The organism is Sporosarcina sp. Marseille-Q4063 (genome assembly GCF_018309085.1).
Classification (GTDB): Bacteria; Bacillota; Bacilli; order Bacillales_A; family Planococcaceae; genus Sporosarcina.
The window spans coordinates 3525046-3547934 of the sequence record NZ_CP070502.1 but is presented as its reverse complement, the minus strand read 5'-3'; the positions used below and the strand labels follow the sequence as shown (position 1 = coordinate 3547934).

Annotated in this window: 25 protein-coding genes; 11 read left to right on the top strand and 14 right to left on the bottom strand. The window is 40.5% G+C overall.

Annotation, left to right across the window (positions count from 1 at the left end):
* Positions 1 to 5 precede the first annotated feature (5 nt).
* The 3 genes from JSQ81_RS17855 to JSQ81_RS17845 all read right to left on the bottom strand — a co-directional run bounded on the left by JSQ81_RS17855 (position 6) and on the right by JSQ81_RS17845 (position 3331).
* On the bottom strand, positions 6 to 1055 hold the full coding sequence (locus tag JSQ81_RS17855; protein WP_212605344.1) for a sensor histidine kinase: 1050 nt from the start codon (positions 1053 to 1055) through the stop codon (positions 6 to 8).
* Positions 1052 to 1756: a response regulator transcription factor gene (locus JSQ81_RS17850; protein WP_212605343.1), complete on the bottom strand. Its 705-nt coding sequence runs from the start codon at positions 1754 to 1756 to the stop codon at positions 1052 to 1054. Before JSQ81_RS17850 ends, JSQ81_RS17855 begins: the two co-directional genes overlap by 4 nt.
* 582 nt (positions 1757 to 2338) lie before the next feature.
* Positions 2339 to 3331, bottom strand: coding sequence for a lipoate--protein ligase (locus tag JSQ81_RS17845; protein WP_212605342.1), 993 nt, complete (start codon positions 3329 to 3331; stop codon positions 2339 to 2341).
* A gap of 134 nt (positions 3332 to 3465) precedes the next feature.
* Here JSQ81_RS17845 and yhfH (JSQ81_RS17840) point away from each other — a divergent pair, with 134 nt between their 5' ends.
* A complete protein-coding gene (gene yhfH, locus JSQ81_RS17840; RefSeq protein ID WP_212605341.1) occupies positions 3466 to 3591 on the top strand; it encodes a protein YhfH in 126 nt (41 codons plus the stop codon).
* Between the two features lie 51 nt (positions 3592 to 3642).
* On the top strand, positions 3643 to 3768 hold the full coding sequence (gene yhfH / locus JSQ81_RS17835) for a protein YhfH (protein ID WP_210469696.1): 126 nt from the start codon (positions 3643 to 3645) through the stop codon (positions 3766 to 3768).
* Positions 3769 to 3836: 68 nt separating this feature from the next.
* Here yhfH (JSQ81_RS17835) and JSQ81_RS17830 read toward each other — a convergent pair whose 3' ends face one another.
* The 4 genes from JSQ81_RS17830 to hemE are packed head-to-tail and all read right to left on the bottom strand — an operon-like array spanning position 3837 to position 8258.
* A complete protein-coding gene (locus JSQ81_RS17830) occupies positions 3837 to 4751 on the bottom strand; it encodes a glycerophosphodiester phosphodiesterase (protein WP_212605340.1) in 915 nt (304 codons plus the stop codon).
* Between the two features lie 57 nt (positions 4752 to 4808).
* A complete protein-coding gene (hemY, locus tag JSQ81_RS17825) occupies positions 4809 to 6224 on the bottom strand; it encodes a protoporphyrinogen oxidase (RefSeq protein WP_212605339.1) in 1416 nt (471 codons plus the stop codon).
* A 24-nt stretch (positions 6225 to 6248) separates the two neighbouring features.
* Positions 6249 to 7184 carry a ferrochelatase gene (hemH, locus tag JSQ81_RS17820; protein WP_212605338.1) on the bottom strand — a complete coding sequence of 312 codons (936 nt, stop codon included), beginning with the start codon at positions 7182 to 7184 and terminating at the stop codon, positions 6249 to 6251.
* Positions 7185 to 7205: 21 nt separating this feature from the next.
* Positions 7206 to 8258, bottom strand: coding sequence for a uroporphyrinogen decarboxylase (gene hemE / locus JSQ81_RS17815; protein WP_212605337.1), 1053 nt, complete (start codon positions 8256 to 8258; stop codon positions 7206 to 7208).
* Between the two features lie 199 nt (positions 8259 to 8457).
* Between hemE and JSQ81_RS17810 the strand changes: the two genes are divergently transcribed.
* From JSQ81_RS17810 to JSQ81_RS17800, 3 genes are all read left to right on the top strand, one after another.
* Entirely contained in the window at positions 8458 to 8982 is a 525-nt protein-coding gene (locus tag JSQ81_RS17810) for an antibiotic biosynthesis monooxygenase family protein (RefSeq protein WP_212605336.1), read from the top strand.
* Between the two features lie 136 nt (positions 8983 to 9118).
* Positions 9119 to 10294, top strand: a complete 1176-nt coding sequence (locus JSQ81_RS17805; RefSeq protein ID WP_305849468.1) for a M20 metallopeptidase family protein — start codon at positions 9119 to 9121, stop codon at positions 10292 to 10294.
* Positions 10295 to 10557: 263 nt separating this feature from the next.
* On the top strand, positions 10558 to 11049 hold the full coding sequence (locus tag JSQ81_RS17800; protein WP_212605335.1) for a competence protein ComK: 492 nt from the start codon (positions 10558 to 10560) through the stop codon (positions 11047 to 11049).
* Positions 11050 to 11067: 18 nt separating this feature from the next.
* Here the strand turns inward: JSQ81_RS17800 and JSQ81_RS17795 are convergent, their stop codons facing one another.
* The 4 genes from JSQ81_RS17795 to JSQ81_RS17780 form a co-directional block, all read right to left on the bottom strand.
* Positions 11068 to 11427: a YhjD family protein gene (locus JSQ81_RS17795; RefSeq protein ID WP_212605334.1), complete on the bottom strand. Its 360-nt coding sequence runs from the start codon at positions 11425 to 11427 to the stop codon at positions 11068 to 11070.
* Between the two features lie 125 nt (positions 11428 to 11552).
* On the bottom strand, positions 11553 to 12128 hold the full coding sequence (locus tag JSQ81_RS17790) for a Cif family virulence factor (RefSeq protein WP_212605333.1): 576 nt from the start codon (positions 12126 to 12128) through the stop codon (positions 11553 to 11555).
* A 67-nt stretch (positions 12129 to 12195) separates the two neighbouring features.
* Positions 12196 to 12876, bottom strand: a complete 681-nt coding sequence (locus JSQ81_RS17785) for a response regulator transcription factor (protein WP_212605332.1) — start codon at positions 12874 to 12876, stop codon at positions 12196 to 12198.
* 28 nt (positions 12877 to 12904) lie between these two features.
* Positions 12905 to 14068: a sensor histidine kinase gene (locus JSQ81_RS17780; protein WP_212605331.1), complete on the bottom strand. Its 1164-nt coding sequence runs from the start codon at positions 14066 to 14068 to the stop codon at positions 12905 to 12907.
* Between the two features lie 145 nt (positions 14069 to 14213).
* On the opposite strand from JSQ81_RS17780, the gene JSQ81_RS17775 reads away from it, so the two are divergent.
* Positions 14214 to 14846, top strand: a complete 633-nt coding sequence (locus JSQ81_RS17775; protein WP_212605330.1) for a YigZ family protein — start codon at positions 14214 to 14216, stop codon at positions 14844 to 14846.
* Between the two features lie 169 nt (positions 14847 to 15015).
* Complete coding sequence (locus tag JSQ81_RS17770) at positions 15016 to 16080, top strand: LCP family protein (protein ID WP_212605329.1); 1065 nt, start codon at positions 15016 to 15018, stop codon at positions 16078 to 16080.
* Positions 16081 to 16306: 226 nt separating this feature from the next.
* Here JSQ81_RS17770 and JSQ81_RS17765 read toward each other — a convergent pair whose 3' ends face one another.
* Positions 16307 to 17350 carry a glycosyltransferase family 4 protein gene (locus JSQ81_RS17765; RefSeq protein ID WP_212605328.1) on the bottom strand — a complete coding sequence of 348 codons (1044 nt, stop codon included), beginning with the start codon at positions 17348 to 17350 and terminating at the stop codon, positions 16307 to 16309.
* A 312-nt stretch (positions 17351 to 17662) separates the two neighbouring features.
* Here JSQ81_RS17765 and JSQ81_RS17760 point away from each other — a divergent pair, with 312 nt between their 5' ends.
* A complete protein-coding gene (locus JSQ81_RS17760; protein WP_212605327.1) occupies positions 17663 to 18055 on the top strand; it encodes a hypothetical protein in 393 nt (130 codons plus the stop codon).
* Positions 18056 to 18122: 67 nt separating this feature from the next.
* Here the strand turns inward: JSQ81_RS17760 and JSQ81_RS17755 are convergent, their stop codons facing one another.
* Positions 18123 to 18833 (bottom strand): glucosamine-6-phosphate deaminase, encoded by a 711-nt coding sequence (locus JSQ81_RS17755; protein WP_212605326.1) that lies wholly within the window; start codon positions 18831 to 18833, stop codon positions 18123 to 18125.
* A gap of 268 nt (positions 18834 to 19101) precedes the next feature.
* Between JSQ81_RS17755 and JSQ81_RS17750 the strand changes: the two genes are divergently transcribed.
* Genes JSQ81_RS17750 through JSQ81_RS17740 form a run of 3 tightly spaced genes read left to right on the top strand, consistent with a single transcriptional unit; the run spans position 19102 to position 21425 of the window.
* The gene (locus tag JSQ81_RS17750; RefSeq protein ID WP_212605325.1) at positions 19102 to 19248 is read left to right on the top strand and encodes a cytochrome c oxidase subunit 2A; all 147 of its coding nucleotides are present in this window, start codon (positions 19102 to 19104) and stop codon (positions 19246 to 19248) included.
* Between the two features lie 21 nt (positions 19249 to 19269).
* The gene (locus JSQ81_RS17745) at positions 19270 to 19773 is read left to right on the top strand and encodes a cytochrome c oxidase subunit II (protein ID WP_212605324.1); all 504 of its coding nucleotides are present in this window, start codon (positions 19270 to 19272) and stop codon (positions 19771 to 19773) included.
* A gap of 2 nt (positions 19774 to 19775) precedes the next feature.
* Positions 19776 to 21425 (top strand): b(o/a)3-type cytochrome-c oxidase subunit 1, encoded by a 1650-nt coding sequence (locus tag JSQ81_RS17740; RefSeq protein WP_212605323.1) that lies wholly within the window; start codon positions 19776 to 19778, stop codon positions 21423 to 21425.
* Between the two features lie 47 nt (positions 21426 to 21472).
* On the opposite strand, the gene JSQ81_RS17735 is transcribed toward JSQ81_RS17740, so the two are convergent.
* Positions 21473 to 22786 carry an NAD-dependent malic enzyme gene (locus tag JSQ81_RS17735; protein ID WP_212605322.1) on the bottom strand — a complete coding sequence of 438 codons (1314 nt, stop codon included), beginning with the start codon at positions 22784 to 22786 and terminating at the stop codon, positions 21473 to 21475.
* Between the last annotated feature and the right edge of the window lie 103 nt (positions 22787 to 22889).

Below are 22889 nucleotides of genomic sequence, written 5' to 3'. Positions count from 1 at the left end.
TCCCTTCATAAATCTTCGTTACTTCCTTCAATGTCACGATTGGTTTCACTGCGCGATTCCTCCTTCACTTCAACGTTCTCAAATATTAAGGATACGGTTGTCCCCGCGCCCAATTCAGATTCGATTTTCATCGGGTGTCCAAGTTTATGGCAAACCTCTGACGCGATATACAATCCCATTCCGGTCGATTCGCCTGTCAGTCTCCCATTCTCTCCTGTGAAAAATGCCTGTGTGACACGATTTAAGTCCGATGCAGGAATTCCGACACCTTCATCGCGAATCAAAAGAGAAATCTTTTCTCCCATATTTTCTGCTGTCAAAAATAATTTCTTGTTTTTTTCAAATGTATATTTCACAGCATTTGTTATAAATTGCCCGACGACAATTTTAATCCATTTACGATCCGTAATCACCACAAAGTTTTCATCGATAGAAACCAAGGGAAAAACCCCGTTCGTAATCAATAATCTTTTATGTTCAGTGACCACTTCTTGAACGAGTTGTTTTAAGTTCACGCGTTCAATCGTCATGTCTCGTTCAAATGTTTCCAGTCTAGCATTGACGAGCACAGTATCAAGACCGAAATGTAAGCGTTCAATTTCTTCCTTTATGCTATCACGGTCGATTTCCTCTTCTTCCAATAAAAGATTAATAACGGATATCGGTGTTTTCATTTGATGCACCCAATGGTTCATAAATTCAGTTTGCCGACTTTGAGCTGAATATAGCGATTGCACTTCATCTTGATAAATCTTATATAAAGCCCGTGTATAAGCCGCGGTTCGAATATGCTCCGGACCTTGTGTGTGGCGAAGTAACGCATCTTCCATCTTTTCCGGCGTCAAGACGATTGCTTTATAAAAGAATCGCCGAATGACATATTTTCCACTTAGATAACCGAATGTCAGTAATAGACTAATAATTATCGAATAGATTGCTGTGTCATAATTTCTAAAGCCGTCTAACCAAAATAATAAAAGAAGAAATAATATGAGTGCAACTTGAAAAATGATAAACGATAAATGGTCTTTCAAAAAAAGGCGGATTGCTGTCATAGCTCTTCCTGCGCTGGAATGAAGCGGTACCCAGCTCCCCGCACAGTTTCTATGGTCGACTGGACGTTGTAATCCGCGAGTTTTTTCCGAACTCTTGTCATATTGACGTTGAGCGTATTTTCATCGACGAATGATTGATCGTCCCATAGTTCCTCGAGCAGGATTTCGCGTGAAATCACTTTCGGGGAGGCTTCTAGCAATAGTTCTAATATGACGCATTCTTTTTTTTGCAGTGGAACAATTTCATCGCCGACATGAAGCTCCATTCGTTCGATATATAAATTGAGTGCGCCGAGCTTGATGGTTCGTTCGGATTGCCCCGACGCGTATTCGCCAAACGATCTGCGCAAGTGACTTCTGATTTTTGCGAGGACAATTTCATAGTGAAATGGCTTTGTGATAAAGTCGTCACCGCCGTTTTCTAGGGCGAAGACTTGGTCCATGTCGCCTGAACGTGCGGATATAAATATGATTGGGCATGTGGTGTGCGTGCGTAATTGACGGCACCAATAATAACCGTCGTATGAAGGTAAATTTATGTCGAGAAGGATTAGATGCGGATCAAATGCGAGGCATTCTTCCGTTACGCGGTCAAAGTCGTCGATAATAGCTACGTCATATTGATACTTGCGCAGTGTTTCTGCGAGTAGCTGGGCAATTTTACGGTCGTCTTCAACGATGAATATACGGTGTTTCTCCATGGGTTCATTCTCCTTTCAGCAGTATTCTTATTATAACCTAGATAAGCGATGAATGCCTGCTTCGCTTTCACCTATAATATGGATTTAACATGTGTAATATAATTAAAGGAACAGAAAAGTGAGCTTATAAAGAGATGAAAAGAAAAGTACAGAAGGGAAAACCTTCTGTACTTATTTGGGAATATATGAAAAATCCAGTATTAGGGTACTTCTTTCATACAATGCGTTGATTTCCGTTGCGGGCAGCGCTTTCCTGCGGGCGAGCGCCAAGCCGCTTCGTCGCTACGCTCCTGCAGGGTCTTGGCTGTCTCGCTGATTCCGCGGGAGTCGCTGCCCTCCACTCCAATCAACTACTTTTACTATATAGGGAAAGTTATTTACAAACATTCTCCGATAATAGAAACGTCAACGACCTACCAAGACAAACCAGCGAAGGGTTCGGTTTGTTTAATTTCTGCGCACTTTGCTGAAATTAAACAGGTTATCTTGAGGTAGTGATCGCCTACCGGGCTTATCGCGGGAGGCACCCATCAGCCGTAGCGTATTTCAAAGAGAACTATCTTTAACACTTATATTCAGTCATCAATAAATCAGCTGTAAAAACTCTTCTCTCGTTATTCCGCCAAGATATGTAGAAATATCCAGATCAGAAACCGCTTCGCTGATTGATTCGCGGTTGTATTGAATGCCTTTTAATTTTTCAGTAATGACGCCGACTTCTCCTACGCCGAAAAAGTCTCCGAAAATGACTACGTCTTTAATGATTCCTTTATTCACTTGAAGTCTTACATCTATGCTTCCCACTGGGAAACGGTGGGAGTGCTGCATGTTGAATTTAGGCGATTTTCCGAAGTTCCAATCCCAGTTCGCATAACGTTCTTTTGATAACTCATGAATATTTTTCCAATCTTCTTCTGTTAATTCGCGGTACTTAATATTTTCCTCGCCGCCGAAAATTGAATTCAAGATTTCTTGGCGGAACTGTTCAATCGTCATCGGTTCTTCAAGAAATTCAGATATGTTTGCGACACGGCTTCGAATTGATTTGATGCCTTTCGATTCAATCTTATCTTTCCGAACTTTTAAAGCAGATACAACCGTATCGATTTCCGTGTCAAACATTAAAGTCCCGTGGCTGAACATACGGCCTTGCGTTGCGAACTGTGCGTTTCCGGAAATCTTACGTCCTTCTACAAGAAGATCGTTGCGTCCAATCAATTCTGCTTTAACGCCCATCTTTTCTAGCGCTTCTACGACTGGTTCGGTGAACTTTTTAAAGTTACGGAATGATTCTCCATCATCTTTCGTGATGAAACTATAATTCAAGTTGCCTAAATCATGGTAGACAGCGCCGCCGCCAGAAAGACGACGAACAATTTTGATGCCATTTTCTTCGACAAAATCAGTGTCAATTTCTTCAATCGTGTTTTGATTTTTCCCAATGATGATGGATGGCTCGTTGATGTAGAACAGAAGAAATGAGTCTTCATTTATATCCATCGTTCGAAGCACGTACTCCTCTATCGCGAGATTAATTTGCGGATCTGTAATTCCTTTATTGTCAATGAAATGCATAGCAATCGCCCCTTCTCTAATGATTCACTTCTATTTTATCTGAAAACTAAAGAAATGTATTGACATTTGATTCACTGTTATAATACACTACTATTAATAGCTTCAGTGCTAGTACAGAAAGGAGTTGATGGCTGATGTTAGTAAATGTTATCGAATTTTTTAAAAACCTACCTGCGAAAGTATGCGTTAACTGTAAAGAAGATATTGCAGAGCAACATGATTGCTACACGAACAAATGCGATAAATGCAACGTATTATAAAAGACATAGACCACTACCCTTTTACCATTACTAGCAAAGGAGATGAACTAGATGATTGAAAACATTATAGAGTTCTTTAAAAACTTGCCTCCAAAAAAATGTACGAATTGCGGTGAAGAAATTGTTGAACAACATGAATGCTACGGAAATACATGCGATTCGTGTAACGCTTTATAGAGATAAAAATAATTAGCAGCTATGGAACTAGTAAAATTCCGATAGCTGCTTTTTTTGTTGAATTATATTTATTCTTTTTCCAACAAATCAGGTCGATCGGTAAAAATTCCTCTCGCTCCGATTTTCTTCATGTCCTGTGCAACATCTGCTTCTTGCACATCCGCTGCAAATACGAGCAAACCTTCCTCATGCATTTTTTGAATGAAATTCGAATTCAGCAACTTATAGCCGACGCCTACTCCGGAACTGTAATTTACTAATTCTGCTATTTCTTCCTCTGAAAGTTCCGCAGTTTCATCTTCCTCGAATGTAATTAATTTCACCAATAGAACATCCTTATTCAATTCATCCATGCGCTTTAGTATTTTTTCATAAAACGAATGGACAACCACTTTTGGTTTTTCGTCTTGATCAGCAGTGTTTATCATTTCGAATTCTATCAACAGGTCGACAAGCTTTTCTTCAATGCCACGGTTTGTTTTGGACTTTTTTAATTCAATCATGAAATTAACTTCATTCCCAAACTCTTCGAATACTTCTCGTAATGTGGGTACTTTATAGGCCTCCGTCTCTGCATGTTTCTTCTTGCCCTCATTTCCGTAGTTCACAGACAACTTTTTCAGTTGGTCGAGCGTATAGTTACCGATGTCTCCGCTTCCTTCTGTCGTTTTCGTTACATCTTCATCATGCATGACGACTATTTCATTGTCTTTTGTTAAATGTATGTCCAGTTCTATGTAATCGACATTCATTTCTTTTGCGAGGTTGAAAGATGCAAGCGTATTTTCGGGCGCATAAGCTGATGCCCCTCGGTGCGCAATAATTTGAAAGTCTTCATCCGGCGTTACTTCCGTATCAGTCTTATCTTGGCCGCATCCCGCCAACAAGAATACGATGGAAATGATTCCAATGATTATTCTATTCAATAAAATCGTCTCTCCTTTCTCATCTATATCCCCCTTCTGTACCAAAAGAAACTTCACAAAAAAATCCACCTGTTGCCAGCCGAGAAGGCAAGCAATAGGTGGATTTGGTTACTATTAAAATAACTCTTCAATTATTTCTTGTACAGCAGCTTTTCCTTGATCGACACAATCGGGTAATCCGACGCCATCATAAGAAGCACCTACTAATTTCACGAGTGGAAATTGGTTCTGAATCTCAGCGCGTGCGGCTTCGATTCGTTCTTGATGACCTACCCTATATTGCGGGCGATCATTTTTCCAACGAGTAATCACGGTAAAATCCGGTTTTCCTTTAATGTCGATAATTCTTTTCAAATCTGACAGCACAATTTTTTCAATTTCAGCATCGGGCAAGTCGACAATTGTCTCGTCACCTATTCGGCCCACGAATGCACGAATCAGCACTTTTCCTTTTGGCGTTGACGTTGGCCATTTGCGATGCGTCCACGTACATGCCGTAATGGAAAAATCACCCGTTCTCGAAACGAGAAACCCTGTACCTTCTTCATCTTGCACAACAGCCTCTTCAGGAAATGCCAGCGCAACTGTCGCAACGGATGTAGTCGGAATTCCGCCCAAATCTTGCAACAAGCCATGCGGAGCGAATAAATCACTCGCCATTTTATGCCCTGTGGTCAAGATAACTGCATCTGCCTCAATGATTTGCCCATCGTTCAATTGAAGTACATTTTTATTTTCCAACCGCTTAATTGAATCGACGCGAACGCCTTTCAAAACTGAATTCGGGTTGAGTTTTTCTTCGATTGCTTCCACTAATGTTTCAAGACCATTTTTGAATGTGTGAAAGACTCCTTCCCGCTTTGCAGGAAGTCCATCTTTCGCAGGCACTGGTTGGGGTCTTGATTTTTTCATTCCGAGAATTAAACTTCTGTGCTTTTTCTCCACTTCAAAGAACTGCGGATAAGTAGATTTCAAACTCATTTGGTCGATATCCCCTGAATAAACGCCTGACAAAAGCGGTTCAATCAAGTTTTCAACAACCTCGCCGCCCAACCGTCTGCGGAAAAAACTACCAAGCGATTGATCATCAGAATTGGAGGAACGGGGCATTATTAGATCGCCCGCAGCGCGAAGTTTTCCAGTCAATGAAAATAACTCTGTTTTAAAAAATGGACCTATTTGCGTAGGGATTCCCATAACGGATCCTGCTGGAATCGGATGGAGTTTCCCATTGACGTAAATATAAGCTTGCCCTGTTGCATTTTTAACGAGTTCATCTTCAATGCCTAGATCTTCTGCCAAAATTCCGATACTTTTCTTGCGTATTAGGAATGAATCAGGACCGCGCTCAATAATAAAACCGTCACGCCGAACTGTTTGGATTTTTCCACCAAGACGGTTCGACGCTTCAACGAGGAGTACATCGAGTGCAAGCCCTTTTTCTCGCGCTTCTTTTTGCATATAATAAGCTGCGGAAAGTCCTGTAATCCCTCCACCGACAATGACGACTTTTTTACGTTGTTCGTTCATGTCCATCATCACGTTCTTTCACTATTATTTCTGTTCTTCGAGTTTCCCGAATACAGCATCCACCATTGCATCTACAAAGAGCGGATTGGTGTTCGGCATTGCCGGACGGTAATAAGAAGCGCCGACTTCGTCACACACAACCTTGCACTCGTAGTCATTGTCAAAAAGAACTTCCAGGTGATCCGATACGAATCCAACTGGCGTGTAAACAAACGTCGTGTATCCTTTTTCATTATGCAAATCACGTGTCATATCTTGAACATCAGGACCTAACCATGGCTCTGGCGTTTGTCCTTCACTTTGCCAACCGACTTCGTAATTTTCGACTCCAGCTGCCTCAGCGATTAAGTCTGCTGTCTCTTGTAATTGTTCTACATACGGATCGCCGTTTGCGACAATTTTCTCAGGAAGTGAGTGAGCTGAAACGATTAGACATGCATTCTCGCGTTCTTCTTCGCTCATGCTCTCATACGTTCCGCGGATTTTATCTGCCCAGTATTCGATGAATTTCGGCTCTTTGTACCAGCTTTCAACGGATGTAATTTGAATGCCGTATTTCTCGGCTTCTTCTTTCGCACGTCCATTGTACGATTTAACGGAAAACGTTGAAAAATGTGGTGCAAGAACGATTGAAGCCGCTTCTTTAATGCCGTCATTATGCATTTGCTCGACTGCTTCTTCGATGAATGGCGTAATATGTTTTAATCCGATATATACTTTGAACTCGATGTCGTCTTGTACTTCATTCAAACGATTGCATAACGCGTTCGCTTGGTCTTCGGTAATTCTAGCAAGCGGAGAAATTCCGCCGATTGCCGCATAGCGGTTTTGAAGATCTTCCAATTGTTCTGGTGCTGGCGGACGACCGCGTCGGATATGCGTGTAATACGGTTCAATATCCTCTTCCTTGTACGGAGTTCCGTACGCCATTACTAATAAACCCATTTTTTTCTTTGTCATGTTGTCACCTCTATTTGTTAATTAGCTACGTGCTTTTCGTAATTCAGCACTGTACGTGTGAACTAATTCTGTTAGTTTTTTCAATGTTGCAGGTTTCACATCTGGGAATACACCGTGTCCAAGGTTAAAGATATGGTTGCCGTGTTCTACCCCTTGTTCGATAATCACTTTTGCACGTTCTTCGATAACTTTCCAATCCGCAATGAGTAATGTTGGATCTAAGTTCCCTTGAAGTGTTTTTGTTAGACCGCGTTCGCCCGCTTCTTTAATCGGCAAGCGCCAGTCAAGGCCAACAACATCTACCGGAAGGTCATGCCATTCATTTGCAAGATGGCTAGCACCTACGCCAAATGTAATGAGTGGAACATTTAGTTCACGTAGTTCTGTGAAAATACGTTCCATAACAGGTTTAATGAAGATTCTGTAGTCTGAAACGCTCAATGCGCCAACCCACGAATCAAATACTTGAATTGCTTTCGCGCCAGCGTTTACTTGCGCTGTCACATACGTAATCGTCATATCTGCTAGTTTGTCCATGAGCGCAAACCATGCTTCTGGTTCTGACACCATGAATGATTTCGTTAAGTTGTACGTTCTTGATGGACCGCCTTCAATCATATAGCTCGCAAGTGTAAACGGTGCGCCCGCGAATCCAATTAGCGGAACATTCAATTGTTCTTGCGTTAACATTTTAATCGTTTCTAAAACATATGGTACATCGTCTTCCGGTGCAATTTCACCCAGATTATGTACGTCTTGCACTGAACGAACTGGATTGCTAATGACTGGACCAACGCCAGCCTTGATTTTCACATCGATTCCAATTGCTGGAAGTGGTGTCACAATGTCTTTATATAAAATCGCTGCGTCTACGTTATATTGATCGACAGGAAGTTTTGTAACGTATGCGCAAAGTTCCGGGTTTCGTACAATATCTTCCAACGAACCATGTTCTTCTTTAATTTTTAAATACTCAGGCTGTGAACGTCCTGCTTGTCTCATATACCATACTGGCGTATGGTCAATTTTTTCTCCGCGTGCTGCACGCAAAAGTGTGTCGTTAAATTTAGTCATAAATTTTATTCCCACTTTCATTTATATTATCGTTCGTATAGTATGACTCCTTTAAATAGTAGAGCTTTCCGGACATTTTGTATAGTTGAACGTCCTCATTGTCATACAATTGTCTTTATTTTTCGCCACATAATCGTCAATCATTGTTTTAAACCCTGAGATAAGGGAAAATATGAAGTAGTATGGGGAGGTTATAATTATGAACATTTTTTTAACATCGGGAACAATGGATTTTATGAACACCATTAGAAAACGTTATCCAAATGAAACGATGGTTGTTATGCACGGCGGGGGTAATTCTGTTCTCCTGCATGAAACAGAAGGAAAAACTGTTTTTCAAACACCGCGGCGGTATGAAGTGATTAGCGCTTCCGGCACACTTACAGAAGATGGATTCTTTGCTTTCAATAATATTCCTATCACAGATGAAGGCCGGCCGATTTTCGAACATCGCTTCCAAAGTCGTATAGATGATATCGCCGGGGAAGCTGGATTTGTTGCTTACCGTCTGCTTCGCCCGTTAAATTCAGAAACGTATATCGTCTTAACACAGTGGACGAGTAAAGTATTTTTAAACCTTTGGCTCGATTCCCCTACTTACAAAAAGATGCATGAAACGATCGAACATGAAGTTGGATTGGATAAGATGCAGCATATCTTCTTAAGCGCTCCGTATGTTACGACTTATAAAACGAAAGCGGAGAAAGAAAACAACGAAGAATAATAATGAAATCCATAAAGTATAGGAAGAGTTGAAATTCTTCCTATATTTTTTTACGTTCTTCTGTTTTTATTGAAGCAACTATCTATCATTGGTACAATTAACTTTCAAACTATTTCGTACTCGAGGGGGAAAACTAGTGAAAGAAAAGTTATTTGAAAAACTGACAAACTCATATGAGGATATGGTTGTTATGCGCCGATATTTACATATGAATCCCGAATTATCGTTCAAAGAGGAAAAAACCGCTAAATATATTGTTAATTTCTATGCGGATCTCGGCGTTGACGTTCGATCCGGGGTAGGCGGTAACGGTGTCGTTGCGCGTATTAAAGGCGGAAGACCCGGTAAAACAGTGGCACTTCGGGCTGACTTTGATGCGCTTCCGATTCAAGATGAAAAAGATGTTCCCTATAAATCTACTGTTCCTGGCGTGATGCATGCTTGCGGTCACGATGGTCACACAGCTACACTTCTTCAACTCGCGAAAGCAATTCATGAGATGCAAGAAGAACTAGCGGGTGAATATGTATTTATTCATCAACATGCCGAAGAATATGCCCCGGGCGGTGCGAAACCGATGATTGAAGACGGTTGTCTCGATGGTGTTGATGTTATCTTCGGAACGCATCTTTGGTCGCTCACGGATGCGGGCACGATTGAATATCGCACAGGACCTACTATGGCAGCTGCCGATAAATTCGACATTACGGTTCAAGGCGCCGGCGGACATGGTGCCGCGCCGCATCAAACAAAAGATGCGATCGCAATCGGCGCGCAGCTCGTCACAAACTTGCAACAAATCGTATCGCGTCGTGTGAATCCGACCGAATCAGCCGTTTTATCTGTCGGCTCTTTTGTTGCTGAAAATGCGTTCAACGTCATTGCAGATTCAGCAAAAATCGGAGGTACGGTTCGAACTTTCAATCCCGAAATCCGAGATTTAATGGAACGCGAAATGAAACGTATCGTTGAAGGTACTGCGCTTTCAAATGACTGTGAAATAGACTGTGTTTATGAACGCGGCTATCCTGCCGTCGTCAATCATGAGGATGAAACTGAGTTTTTGAAATCGGTAGCAGAAAAAATTCCGGGTGTTGAAAACGTCATTGAAACAGAGCCGCATATGGGCGGCGAAGATTTCGCTTACTACCTCGAAAAAGTACCGGGCACATTTTTCTTTACAGGCGCAAGACCCGATAATACATTTCCACATCATCATCCAAAATTCGACTTCGATGAAAATGCAATGCTGGTAGCGGCGAAAGTTTTAGGTGCGGCGGCGTTGGATTACCAAACAATAATTTTTCATTGATTATGGGATTTATTCCCTTCGTTAGTTATTTATTCCCGTAATTCAAAAGAACTAATAGCCCACTCCGCAAAGGCGGTGTGGGCTTTTTTCCTGCATAGCAATTCATCGAACATAAACCCTTCATACACCTGTATTTATTTAATAAGGGATAGGTTAAAAGACTCATTTTAAACAATCTTTAGAATTGTTCATATAATATGTTGATATATTAAATTATTTTATATAATATGAGCATATACCAATGGGAGAGGAAGTTGTTTAATATGCACGTGAATAGTCGCAGCTCGCCGTATATTGTTTCTTTAAAAACACTCGTACTAGAACCGATGATGACGGAATCCGGAAAGGTGTACCGGATCATCGAAATGGATAAAGAACTCACTTATACGCTAACACCGCTACATAGTATCAGAAATTCATGTCGGCATTATGGTCACTCATTAGAAAACGCAATGGAAAGTTCTAAAAAGTTTTTGAAAAAAGTGCATAAACCGCCTATCGTTATCGCTTTCGACTATGGAAGTCCAATCACATTTTTTCCGACCTTATCGCCAAGTGCCCCTGATAACGTTTGGATTGCTTTAAATGCGGTTCTCAATATCCAGCGATTGAAAAACGCATGTATCATCCATTTGATCAACGGCAAACAAATCAAGGTTAATGTCTCTGCTTCAACAATATGTCGTCAAGTTGCATTAGGTAATCTTTTAGAAAAAGAACGCATCAGAAAATACAAAGAACTTTCCAGGTCTTAATCTTAATTCATTTTTCTATCAAGTGCCTGTCATGGCTAAGTAAACAGTAATGAGCTCTTCGGTCCGATTGCGCAGGCGAACATTCAGATAGCGGCGGCGCTCTTCATAGCCGCCGTGTAAAAAGAGATACTCAGTGAAAGTATCATCCGTTTTTCCGCGTATGACTTTCATATTGTTTCGCCGCAAATAAATCGATGTTTGTTTCAGTTCGGCCCGTGCAATTTTTAGCGCTTCCTCAACCAGATTGACATACGGTCTTTTTAATTTAAATGAACCTTTTTCAAATTCTTGCCGATCCCGTTCTAAAACAATAAGGACCATCGGCAAGTAAATCATATTTTCGAAGTACTGCAAAGACTCCACTGGAATTAGAGCCATACCTTTTCCCTCCGTTACGGAACATTTGTTCTAGTATATGCTTTTTACAGATAAATATCAACTTGTAAAAGATGGTTCAATAAAAAAACTTCTTGCCGCAATGAGCAAGAAGTTTTTCGAACTTTTTATTTACTTTTTTCATCACCAATATAATGAATGGCTGATACTTTCCAGTTGCCGTCGTCTTTTGTAAATACCGTCACTTGCCGACCTAATTGATCGAATTCCAAGCCAGACGAGATTTGTTTAACAGTTGTCTTTAACGTTGCAAATACTTGAGCTTCCTTTTCAGAGTACTTAACGATTGTCGTATCAGATACTTCGCGGTTCAAATCGTACTCTTTAAATTGCTCTCCCATATATGAACGTTCTTCTTCCAAATCAAACACTTCCGAGTGCTTCGAAAGAGTCTCCATATACTTATCGATATCCTTTTCGTTAAACGCATCGATATAAATCGTGAACGCTTCTAAAATCTGCTCTTTTTCAGCATCCGGTACGTCTGCGGCTTCTTCAATCTTTCCACCAGACATATTGAATCCGACTTGTTTATCGTCTACTCCGTGATCAATCGCGCCGTTATTCGTGGTCGTTTCACCGTCTTCGACTGAACCATGCTCTGATGAATTATTTTTATCTGCGCTACATGCACCAAGCACGAACAAAATTCCTACCACGATTGCAATGTAAAACTTTTTCATTATTTTTCCTCCTGCGTGCTGAAAAGGGCCATTCCAAGATCGGATGGCCCTCTTCTATTATAATTCCTTACTTTACTTCAACCCAACCATTTTTAATTGCCGAAACAACCGCTTGAGTTCTATCGTTAACAGCCATTTTTTGTAATATGCTGGATACGTGATTTTTTACCGTTTTTTCAGAAATAAACAATGTCTCGCCAATTGTACGGTTACTTTGTCCATCCGTTAACAATTGTAACACTTCGCATTCACGCTTTGTCAATAAATGATATGGACGTCGAATGTCGTTTTGTTGAAACGCGCCTTTATGTTCACGTTCGCTTAGTCTGCGGAACTCTGTTACAAGATTATGCGTCACTTTTGGATGTAAATAGGATCCGCCTGATGAAACAACTTTAATCGCTTCAACAATTGCATCCGCATCCATTTCCTTCAACATATAGCCAAGAGCACCCGTTTTAAGCGCATGTGTGACATATGAGCCATCATCGTGAATGGATAGGATAATAACTTTTGCTTCCGGGTAGTCCTTAAGAAGCGCTTCTGTTGCTTCCACACCGCTAACTCGCGGCATATTAATATCCATTAGAATAACGTCGGGTTTATGTTTTTCATACAGTTCAACTACTTCACTTCCATCATTACCTTCAGCAACTACTTCGAACGAATCCTCAAAATCCAGAATTCGTTTTACGCCCTCACGAAACAGTTGGTGATCATCTACAATTACAATTTTTATCGTCGTCATTAGCATTTCCTCCCAATAATTCTAATTCTTAGGTTAAAGTGTCAATTACAGCGCTTTTTAGCGGCACTCCAAATGTTACTTTCGTCCATTTTCCTGGAGTTGAACTAATTTTCATTTCACCTTTCAGTAATTCGACACGTTCTCTCATTCCAATTAATCCGAAAGATTTATCTCGTACTTCTTTTAATTCGAAGCCTTTTCCATTGTCTTTAACTTCTATGTTTAGTATATCGCGAAGCCATTCAATTTTCACCCAAACATCCTTGGAATTGCCGTGTTTTATTGCGTTTGTCACTGATTCTTGCACCAATCTGAATACGGATATCTCTATATTCGTTGGAAGACGCAATGGTTCTCCAATACTAAAGAAATGAATTTTAGTCGCTCTTTCAAAATTCTCAGTGCTTGATAGGTACTTTTCCAACGTAGGAACTAAGCCCAAATCATCAAGCGCCATTGGTCGTAAGTTGTAAATAATTCGTCTCACTTCAGAAAGTGCGTCACGCACCGTCTCTTTTAATTCGTTAAGTTCTTGAAATGCTAAATCTGCGCCTTTTTCAGCATACACTTTTTCGATTAGGCCAGATCTTAGTAAGACATTGGCCAACATTTGTGCTGGTCCGTCATGAATATCCCGAGATAGCCTTTTCCGTTCTTCTTCTTGCGCTTCGATTATACTTATCGCGAAATTCTGTTTAAGTCTTGCATCTTGTAGTGCTTCCCCGACATTTTGCAAGTCAGACATCAAGTAATTCACAACCGATGAAACTCGATTCACGAGCTGATCGGCTCTTTCCATCGTTTCCAGAAGTTCACTCATACGCTTTTCGAGTTCGAAACGTTTTTGTTGCATTTGTTTTTCTTCCATCTCATTGACTGATAAATCAATAAGCAACTTATTGGCAGCTTCATATGCCTCGCGTATTTCAGACTCTGAATAACTCGCAAAGTTTTTTGAAACTTCTGCGAGCCGTTTACGTGAACTGCGACTTTTTTCTTCTAACTGGCTATTTTCTGTCAGCAAACGAGTAATCGTATTTTCCACCATTTCAAGCTCTGCTTTCATATCATCAAAGCTTTTACGACTCCGTTCACTTATAATGAATATATCGTTCTTGGATTGATCCATCGCGCGTAGCATACTAGAAAAGATGGTGTCTAACGCTTTTATATCGACTCTTTGGTCTGCCAATAGGTTCCCCCCCACTCAGAAAATAAACATTGCGCTTTATGTAGAGTGCCAAAGGTGCTATCAATTCCTTACGCACTTCATTTATTATATCATTATACAACGAAATGAATATTAAGTTTGTATTACAAGTTAGGAGGTTTTAAAGATGCGTGCAAATTATCGCACTGTAAAAGGCTATGGCGAAAGCGAATACGTTATACAAAGGTCACGGTTCATTACTTTCGTTATGCGAGTTGAAACTGAAGAAGAAGCACTAGACTTCATTAATAACATAAAGAAAATGCATCATACCGCAACTCATAACTGTTCGGCATACATGATAGGTGAACATGATGACATACAAAAAGCGAACGATGACGGTGAACCATCTGGGACTGCCGGAGTTCCTATACTCGAAGTATTGAAAAAGCAAAAGTTGAAAGATACCGCAATTGTTGTGACTCGCTATTATGGCGGCATAAAACTTGGGGGCGGCGGTCTCATCCGTGCGTATGGTCGGGCGGCTTCTGATGGTATAGCCGCTGCAGGCACTGTGGAATGCAGACTTCACTTTTTAATGAAGGTCACTGTTGATTACACTTGGTTGGGTAAAGTTGAAAACGAAGTCAGACAATCACCCTACATCCTTGACGCTATTAACTATATGGAAGATGTGGATATACTTTTATATGTTCCAATTGAAGATGAAGATGAGTTTTTAGAATGGATGAACGAAATGACGAATGGTCAAGCCAAGATTTCATCAGTTTCTACTAAGTTCCTAGAATTTAATGTATAATTAAATTGTATATAAGACAAAAAAAGAGTATAATAATTTGAAATGCAAATTTATAGACATGAAACTTTCTTTCAAGATAAACGTCAGATTATTAGAGGTAAATTAATTGTCTGCTATATTTATTTAATATACTAGATACCATCACATAATAAGTTCGGAGGACATAAGGATGAATAGAAGTAAGTATATACAGGAGAAAAAGCAAAGCAGCCGCAAAAGACTTGCGATTAAAATAGCGCTTATCGTTACATTGTCAACGGTTTTAGTCGTTGGCGTATACGCGGTAGTCTTGAAAAAGAAGGCTGTTGACGCGGCTGACCGTGCCTATCAGGCGTTGGACGATCGAATCAAGTCCGATTTGCGCGATGAAGTTGTTGAGCCTTTGAAAGATAATGTGTCCATTCTCTTTGTCGGTGTCGATGAAAGTGAAAAACGCGGCCAAGGAGATAGCAATAGCCGCTCTGATGCGCTTCTCGTTGCCACACTAAACAACAAAGATAAATCAATAAAACTCGTCAGTATCCCGCGTGATTCTTACGTATATGTTCCTAGTAGAGGACGCAATGACAAAATAACGCATGCGCATGCTTTTGGCGGAATACCAAGCACAATCGAAACAGTTGAAGGGATGCTAGATATCCCGATTGACTATTATGTAAAAATGAATTTCAACGCATTTATTGAAGTCGTTGATGCGCTGGGCGGAATTGAAGCTGAAGTTCCGTATGAACTAACGGAATTAGACGAAAATGATAAACGCACAGTTCACTTGGAACCAGGTTTACAGGAGTTAAACGGAAAGCAAGCACTTGCACTTGCAAGAACGCGTAAACTAGACAGCGACATTGAACGCGGTAAGCGACAGCAAATGATTTTAAAATCGATTATGAGTCAAGCTACTTCGATTAAATCAATAACGAAGTATGGTGACTTAATTGACGCAGTTGGCGATAACATGAAAACCAACATGACGTTCAGTGAAATGAAATCATTTTTCGAGTATGCAAAAGGCGGCATGCCAGACGTTGAAACAATCAACATTAGCGGATTGGATGATATGTCAACAGGTGTTTATTATTGGTTGCCTGATGAAGAAGGACTTGAACAACTAAAAATTGACCTTCAAAACCATTTGGAAGTTTCCCCAAGTTCATCACTAGTAAATGAGAATTCAGGAATCAAAAGCAATACCGACATTAACGAATCTGCGGACGATGCAATTTTTTCGAGATAATGATATTGAATGAAGCCCGATAAATACTATCGGGCTTTTTTTGTTGTTTTAGAATGGATTTTTAGGGGTGGCTTGATTGATCGGGGATGGGGTTTGGTCGCATGGCCTGTGGCTTTAGTCGTTTCAGAGGCGACTATAGTCGTTTGAGCTGCCGCATTAGTCGTTTCCCCATTTTCCCCAACAAAAAAACGATTAGAGATTGTCTAATCGTTTGTAGATTCTATAATTATTTCCCTATCATGCGTACCAGATTCAAGATCGGTCTGTAGTTGGAACCTGCGAGTCCAATGATTTCAACAAACAGCTCAATCGCGATGAGCATGATAAAGACGAGCAATAGCGCGCCCCATTGGGTTGCTTGTGAAAACAAGATCGCCCCGCCGCCAAATAGCGCAGCGAATGCATAAATGATTAATACCGATTGTCTATGTGAAAATCCAGCATTTAGCAAGCTGTGATGCAAATGGGATTTATCAGGTTTTGAAATTGGCTGTTTCATCCGTACGCGACGAACAATCGTGAAAAATGTATCGGAAATTGGAACACCGAGTATAATAACTGGGATAACTAACGAAATAAATGTCACATTTTTAAAACCTAGCAAAGCGAGAACCGATATCATAAAACCGAGAAACAATGCACCGGTATCGCCCATGAATATCTTGGCTGGATAAAAATTATAAAATAAGAAACCTAGAGAACTAGCTGCTAAAATTGCGGTGGTTGCTACAACGAACATGTCACCCATCAGCATCGCCATAACAGAAAGCGATATGAGCGCAATTGTTGAAACACCTGCTGCCAATCCATCCAAACCATCAAGTAAATTTATAGCATTCGTAATACCTACTATCCAAAGTATTGTTACTGGTATACTTAAAAATCCAAATTCAATTATTCCACCAAACGGTAAATTAATAAATTCAATTTGTAAACCGCCCCATGTCACTACAACGATAGCTGCTGCTAATTGACCAACAATTTTCGCCTTTGCGGTAATTTCGAGCATATCATCGAGAAACCCAGTAATAACAATAATGAGGGCTCCTATGAGAATTCCAGTGGCATGTTCATCTGCTGGCGTTAGTAATAGATAACCAACTAGAAAACCGCCAATTATGGCAAGACCGCCAATACGAGGCATAACAGACACATGTACCTTCCGATAATTCGGGCGGTCAACCGCTCCGATACGGAATGCTAATTTTCTCACAAGCGGAGTCAGTATTATGGATGCTACAAACGCAACAGCGATTGCAAGAAATAACATGTCCTTCCTCCTAAAAAAAATCTAGTCTAAAATCTTTACTATTATAACACAAATAAAGAGAAAATGCACTTCCACTCTACTGTACTCAAAAAAGTAAACCAGCTAATAGCTTCACTCATATTTCACATTTCCATATACAAGTTTATTCCGTTTAAAAACTGTTGATTTGGGTATATCAATGTAAAGTGAAACTTCAAACAATAAGGTAGAATACAGTTCAATTCTTTCTTATTGATTGTTAGTTGAACCAATCGGACTTTTACGACACGGTACTATGGAATATATACAACAAAATAAGGAGGGGTTATTATTATGCAACGAAAAGATCATTTGTCGGACGACGTGATAAGAATTTTTCATAATGCAAAGGGTTCTGTAAAAAATAACGTTGAAAAATGGGTGGACAATAATGATGCTCAGATGGCCAATAGCGAAGAACCAGCGGATGTTGAGTGGAATTCGAATTCACAGCGAGATCATGCAGCAGGCGAATATGAACCATTACAAGAAAGAAATACACACGCTTTCAGCACGCTAAAAGAGCAAGATGACTCAAAAGACCGTCATTCAGAACCCGCACATGAAAATGACATAGATGCTCAAATCGATGAAGAAAATCGTATTTTATTGGAAAATGAAGAACGTATGGAAGACATCGAGGATATACGGTCTGAATATAGAGGACATATCGGTGACAAACGTTGATAATTATATAATCGAGAAAAAATGCCACACCTCATAATGACGGTGTGGCATTTTTCTATTCGATTAATTAAAGTTCAAGATCCGTAATGATCGTAACATCATCGTGATGAAGAAGTTTTGTAATCGGCCATTCGGCAGTCACATGACCTTCTAGTAACTTTTCAAGTGCTGCACGTTTTCTTTCACCGAACGCTAGCAGTACAATTTTTTTCGCACGCAAGATGGAGCCGATTCCCAAAGATAATGCAGTGTCAGGAATTTTTTCATCGTTCGCAAATAATTGGCTATTCACACTCAATGTGGAATCAGTCAATTTCGCGACATGCGTCACTGAATCAAATGATGTTCCCGGTTCATTAAATGCGATATGGCCATTTTCACCAACGCCAAGTAATTGTAAGTCAAGACCATGTTCTTCAAGTAAATCTTCGTATCTTCTACACTCTTCTTCTAAATCCTTGGCTAAACCATTTAGCAAGAATGTTTCTTTAAATTGTTTTTTATCGAAAAGATGTTCATGCATGAAATAAGCATAACTGTTCGGGCTATCCGCAGAAATTCCGACATACTCATCTAAATTAAACGTAGTCACGTTTGAAAAATCAAGATCTGAATTCACCCACTTTTCATAAACCGGAATCATTGTGTTTCCAGTCGCAAGACCGATTGAATGAAGACGGTCTTTTTCGAGTTCCTCTTTGATTATCTGAAAAAGCGCTACTGAACCTTGTTCTGCATTATCGACTTTACTAAATTTTACATTTTCCACTTTTTTCATCCGACCTTCGCTTAAATTTTTTGTTGTACCAATTGTAATTTTTTTTTGCGTCCCGTGTCAACTAAAAAATGACATAAGCTATTTGATTGTTTACCAAGACTACCTAACTAATCAGCTTATGGCAACTTTATGAATGAATAGTGAACAAAATGTGAAGAATTCGCAATTATCTTAAAGCCAAGGGTAATCCCTAATTCCGATTTAACTTCTACTGCCTATTATAGAGGTAAGCGGTACTAAACACTGCATGACGAAAGGAAGTGACGTAATGAAAGACAAAAACCCAAAACAACAACACGCCAAAAATAACGATTCTACGATTCATTTTAAAGGCACATTTATTGCAGTCATGTTGCTAGGCGTGTTTATGGTGGCATCCTGGTTTGGAATCTATGCACTCTTTTTATCTAGATAATGAATGATTGGGGGAAATAAAATGATTTTGCATAAATACGAAAGAATATGGCTTATTTTTGGAATCGGATCACTCGCCTTATTTTTAGCCATTATTGGTTTCGCTGCTTTTTGGAAAGGAACGCACCCACAAAGTCATATCGAAACGATTGATCCGCAAAATGTTGAAGCGCACGAAGCTTTTAAGCCAGAAAATCTCGGGCTGCATGAAGTGGCAGAGGGAAAATACACCGTAAACATCGTTGCTTCCGCATTCAATTATGACTTGGGGAAAGATGAAAACGGGGACCGTGTTGACACACTTCGCGTACCAAAAGGTTCCACTGTTCTTTTTCAAGTAACGACAACGGATGTCGTCCATGGATTCCAAATCGCTGGAACGAACGTCAATATGATGGTTGAACCCGGACATATTAGCCGTTACGAAACAGTGATGAAAAACAATGGGGAATTTACGATTGTGTGTAATGAATATTGTGGTATCGGTCACCACTTAATGTTCGGGAAAGTGGAGGTGTATGAATAATCATGAAACAACGACAATTTTCTAAAAAAGAATCAAGATTGTACATGGCGTTTATGTACGTTACCTTCACATCACTTTTAATCGGTGGATTAATGGGGTTATTACAAACCTTCGTTCGTTCGGGTAAGTATCAACTGCCATTCGGCATTGATTATTACACAATACTTACTGTTCACGGTGTAATTCTTGGTCTAGTCATGACAACATTTTTCATTATTGGATTCCAATTTTCTCTCATGGGAAAAACAGTTGGAATGTCTAATAAGCAACGAAAAGCAGCATGGTGGTCATTCTGGATTATGCTTACGGGAACAATAATGGCTTCGGTCATGGTTTTAACAGGGCAAGCTTCCGTACTATATACTTTTTATGCACCACTGCGTGCGCATCCCATCTTTTATTTCGGACTTGCATTGGTCATTATCGGAAGCTGGGTTGCCGCATTCATAAACTTCCGTCAGCTTTACCTTTGGAAAAAGGCGAATAAAGGACAAAAATCCCCGCTTCTCGCATATATGGTTACAATTAATATGATCATGTGGGTGATTGCATCCCTTGGCGTCGCGGTATCTGTTCTCGTTCTATTCATTCCATGGTCTCTCGGCTATACTGCAACCATTAACGTGTTGTTAAGTCGTACCCTATTCTGGTATTTCGGTCATCCGCTCGTTTATTTCTGGTTACTGCCTGCTTATATGGCATGGTATGCGATTGTTCCAAAAATCATTGGCGGAAAAATATTCAGTGATTCACTAGCAAGACTTTCATTCATACTGTTACTTATGTTTTCAATTCCTGTCGGGTTCCACCATCAGCTTACAGAGCCGGGAATTGATCCGACATGGAAATTCATTCAAGTGGTCCTGACATTTATGGTTGTCATTCCAACTTTAATGACTGCTTTCTCGATTTTCGCTACATTTGAAGCGACGGGACGTAAGAATGGTTTTACGACGCTATTCGGTTGGTTTAGAAAACTCCCGTGGAAAGATGTTCGTTTCTTGGCGCCTTTCATCGGAATGGTTGCTTTCATTCCAGGAGGGGCTGGCGGAATTATTAACGCATCCCACCAAATGAATGCATTAATCCATAATACCATTTGGGTAACGGGCCACTTTCATTTAACAGCAGCGATGACATCCGTCCTTACTTTCTTTGGAATTACTTATTGGCTAGTTCCTCATTTAACGGGACGCCGATTGACACCTAGATTAAACAAATTAGGAATCATTCAGTCTCTCATTTGGACTTTCGGTATGCTTATTATGTCTACATCAATGCATATCCAAGGTTTACTCGGCGGGCCGCGTCGTTCCAATTTCTCTGAATATGCAGGCGGAGCGCAAGTAGATACATGGATCAGTTACCAAATGGCACAAGCAATTGGTGGATCGATTCTCTTCATTGCCATCATCTTGATGGTCTATATTTTCATCCAATTAACATTCTTTGCACCGCGCGGCGTCGAGGAATATCCGATTGCTGAGGAAGAAGAAGATGCCGAACCGACACCTAAACTGTTAGAAAACTGGGTTCTGTGGATTGCGATTACGATCGGTTTGATTCTTTTCGCTTATACAATTCCAGTATTCGAAATACTGAAACACTCACCGCCAGGTTCACCGCCATTTGATTGGCCGATTGGAAAGTAGTAAACAAAAAAAGTGCACGGAATCTAATTCCAGTGCACTTTTTATTATTATTTATTCGAAGCGACGCGTTCAACAGCTGCCGCTACATTTTCGTGAACAGTTGGATCTAACGGATGCGGAACAAGATCTCCGGATTTAGTGCTTTCAACGATGGCAATTGCGGCCGCAAGAAGCATAGGATACGTAATTTCTTTTGCATTCGCATTCAATGCACCGCGGAATATTCCCGGAAAACCGAGAACATTATTGACAAGTCGACCATCTGCCGCAAATGCCGCGCCTGCTTTCAAAGCAACATCTGGTTTAATCTCGGCGTTCGGATTCGATAGCGCTAAAATGATTTGTCCCTTTCGAACCATTTCCGGTTTAATTAAATCAGCAACTCCTGTTGTCGCAACGATAATATCACTGCTCGACATTACCTCTTCTAACGACCCGGCAACGGTCCCACCGTGTTCTTTAAGGCGTTCACACGCATCCTCGTTACGATCAATGCCGCGCACTTCTTTAACGCCGTATTCCATAAGCATGCGGCTAATTGCTAACCCGGCGGCACCCAATCCGATTTGCCCAACAGTGGAATCAGAGAGTTTAACCCCTGCTTCCCTGCACGCTGAAATCACAGAAGCTAGCGTGACGACAGCTGTTCCGTGTTGGTCATCATGCATGACCGGAATTGGAAGTTCTTCTTTCAATCGTCTTTCAATTTCAAAACAATGTGGCGAACCAATGTCTTCAAGTAGAATTCCGCCGAAACCTTGATAAATATTTTTAACGGTATTCACAACTTCATCGGGATCACTCGTACCTAGTAGTATCGGAACACCGCTTATCCCTGCAAACTGATCCAATAAGACTGCTTTTCCTTCCATAACCGGCATTCCTGCAACCGGACCAATGTCGCCAAGTCCTAAAATAGCCGTGCCGTCTGTGACGATTGCAACCGTGTTCGAAATCCCAGTAAAATAATTCGCTTGTTCGGGATCTTCCTTTATGACTTCACAGACGTTGGCCACGCCAGGCGTATAAACTCGACGCAGATCGCCGAGCGAACGAATTTCCATACGGCTCTTCATATGGATTTTTCCGCCTTCATGTGCTTGGAGCACGTCATCTGTTACAGCATGCACAACAATTCCATTTCCAATGTCATTTACTGCTTTAACGATAGTATGTAAATGTTCTTCATTTCTACAATGAATCGCAACATCGCGGATCGTTGATAATGTACCGATCTTTATCGTTTGGATATCTCCTATATCCCCTTCGAGCGTTCCGATCGCCAACGCAACCTTTGCAAAATTACCAGGTAAAGAAGGGGTTTCAATAATTAAATTACGCATAAATTCGCCTGTTTCCATTTTCAGACCTCCACATTTTTGAATACTAATTTCATTTTACACCTATTAACCGCTTCCGTAAATTGAATTAGTATAAGTACTTGTATTGTAATACAACTGCTAT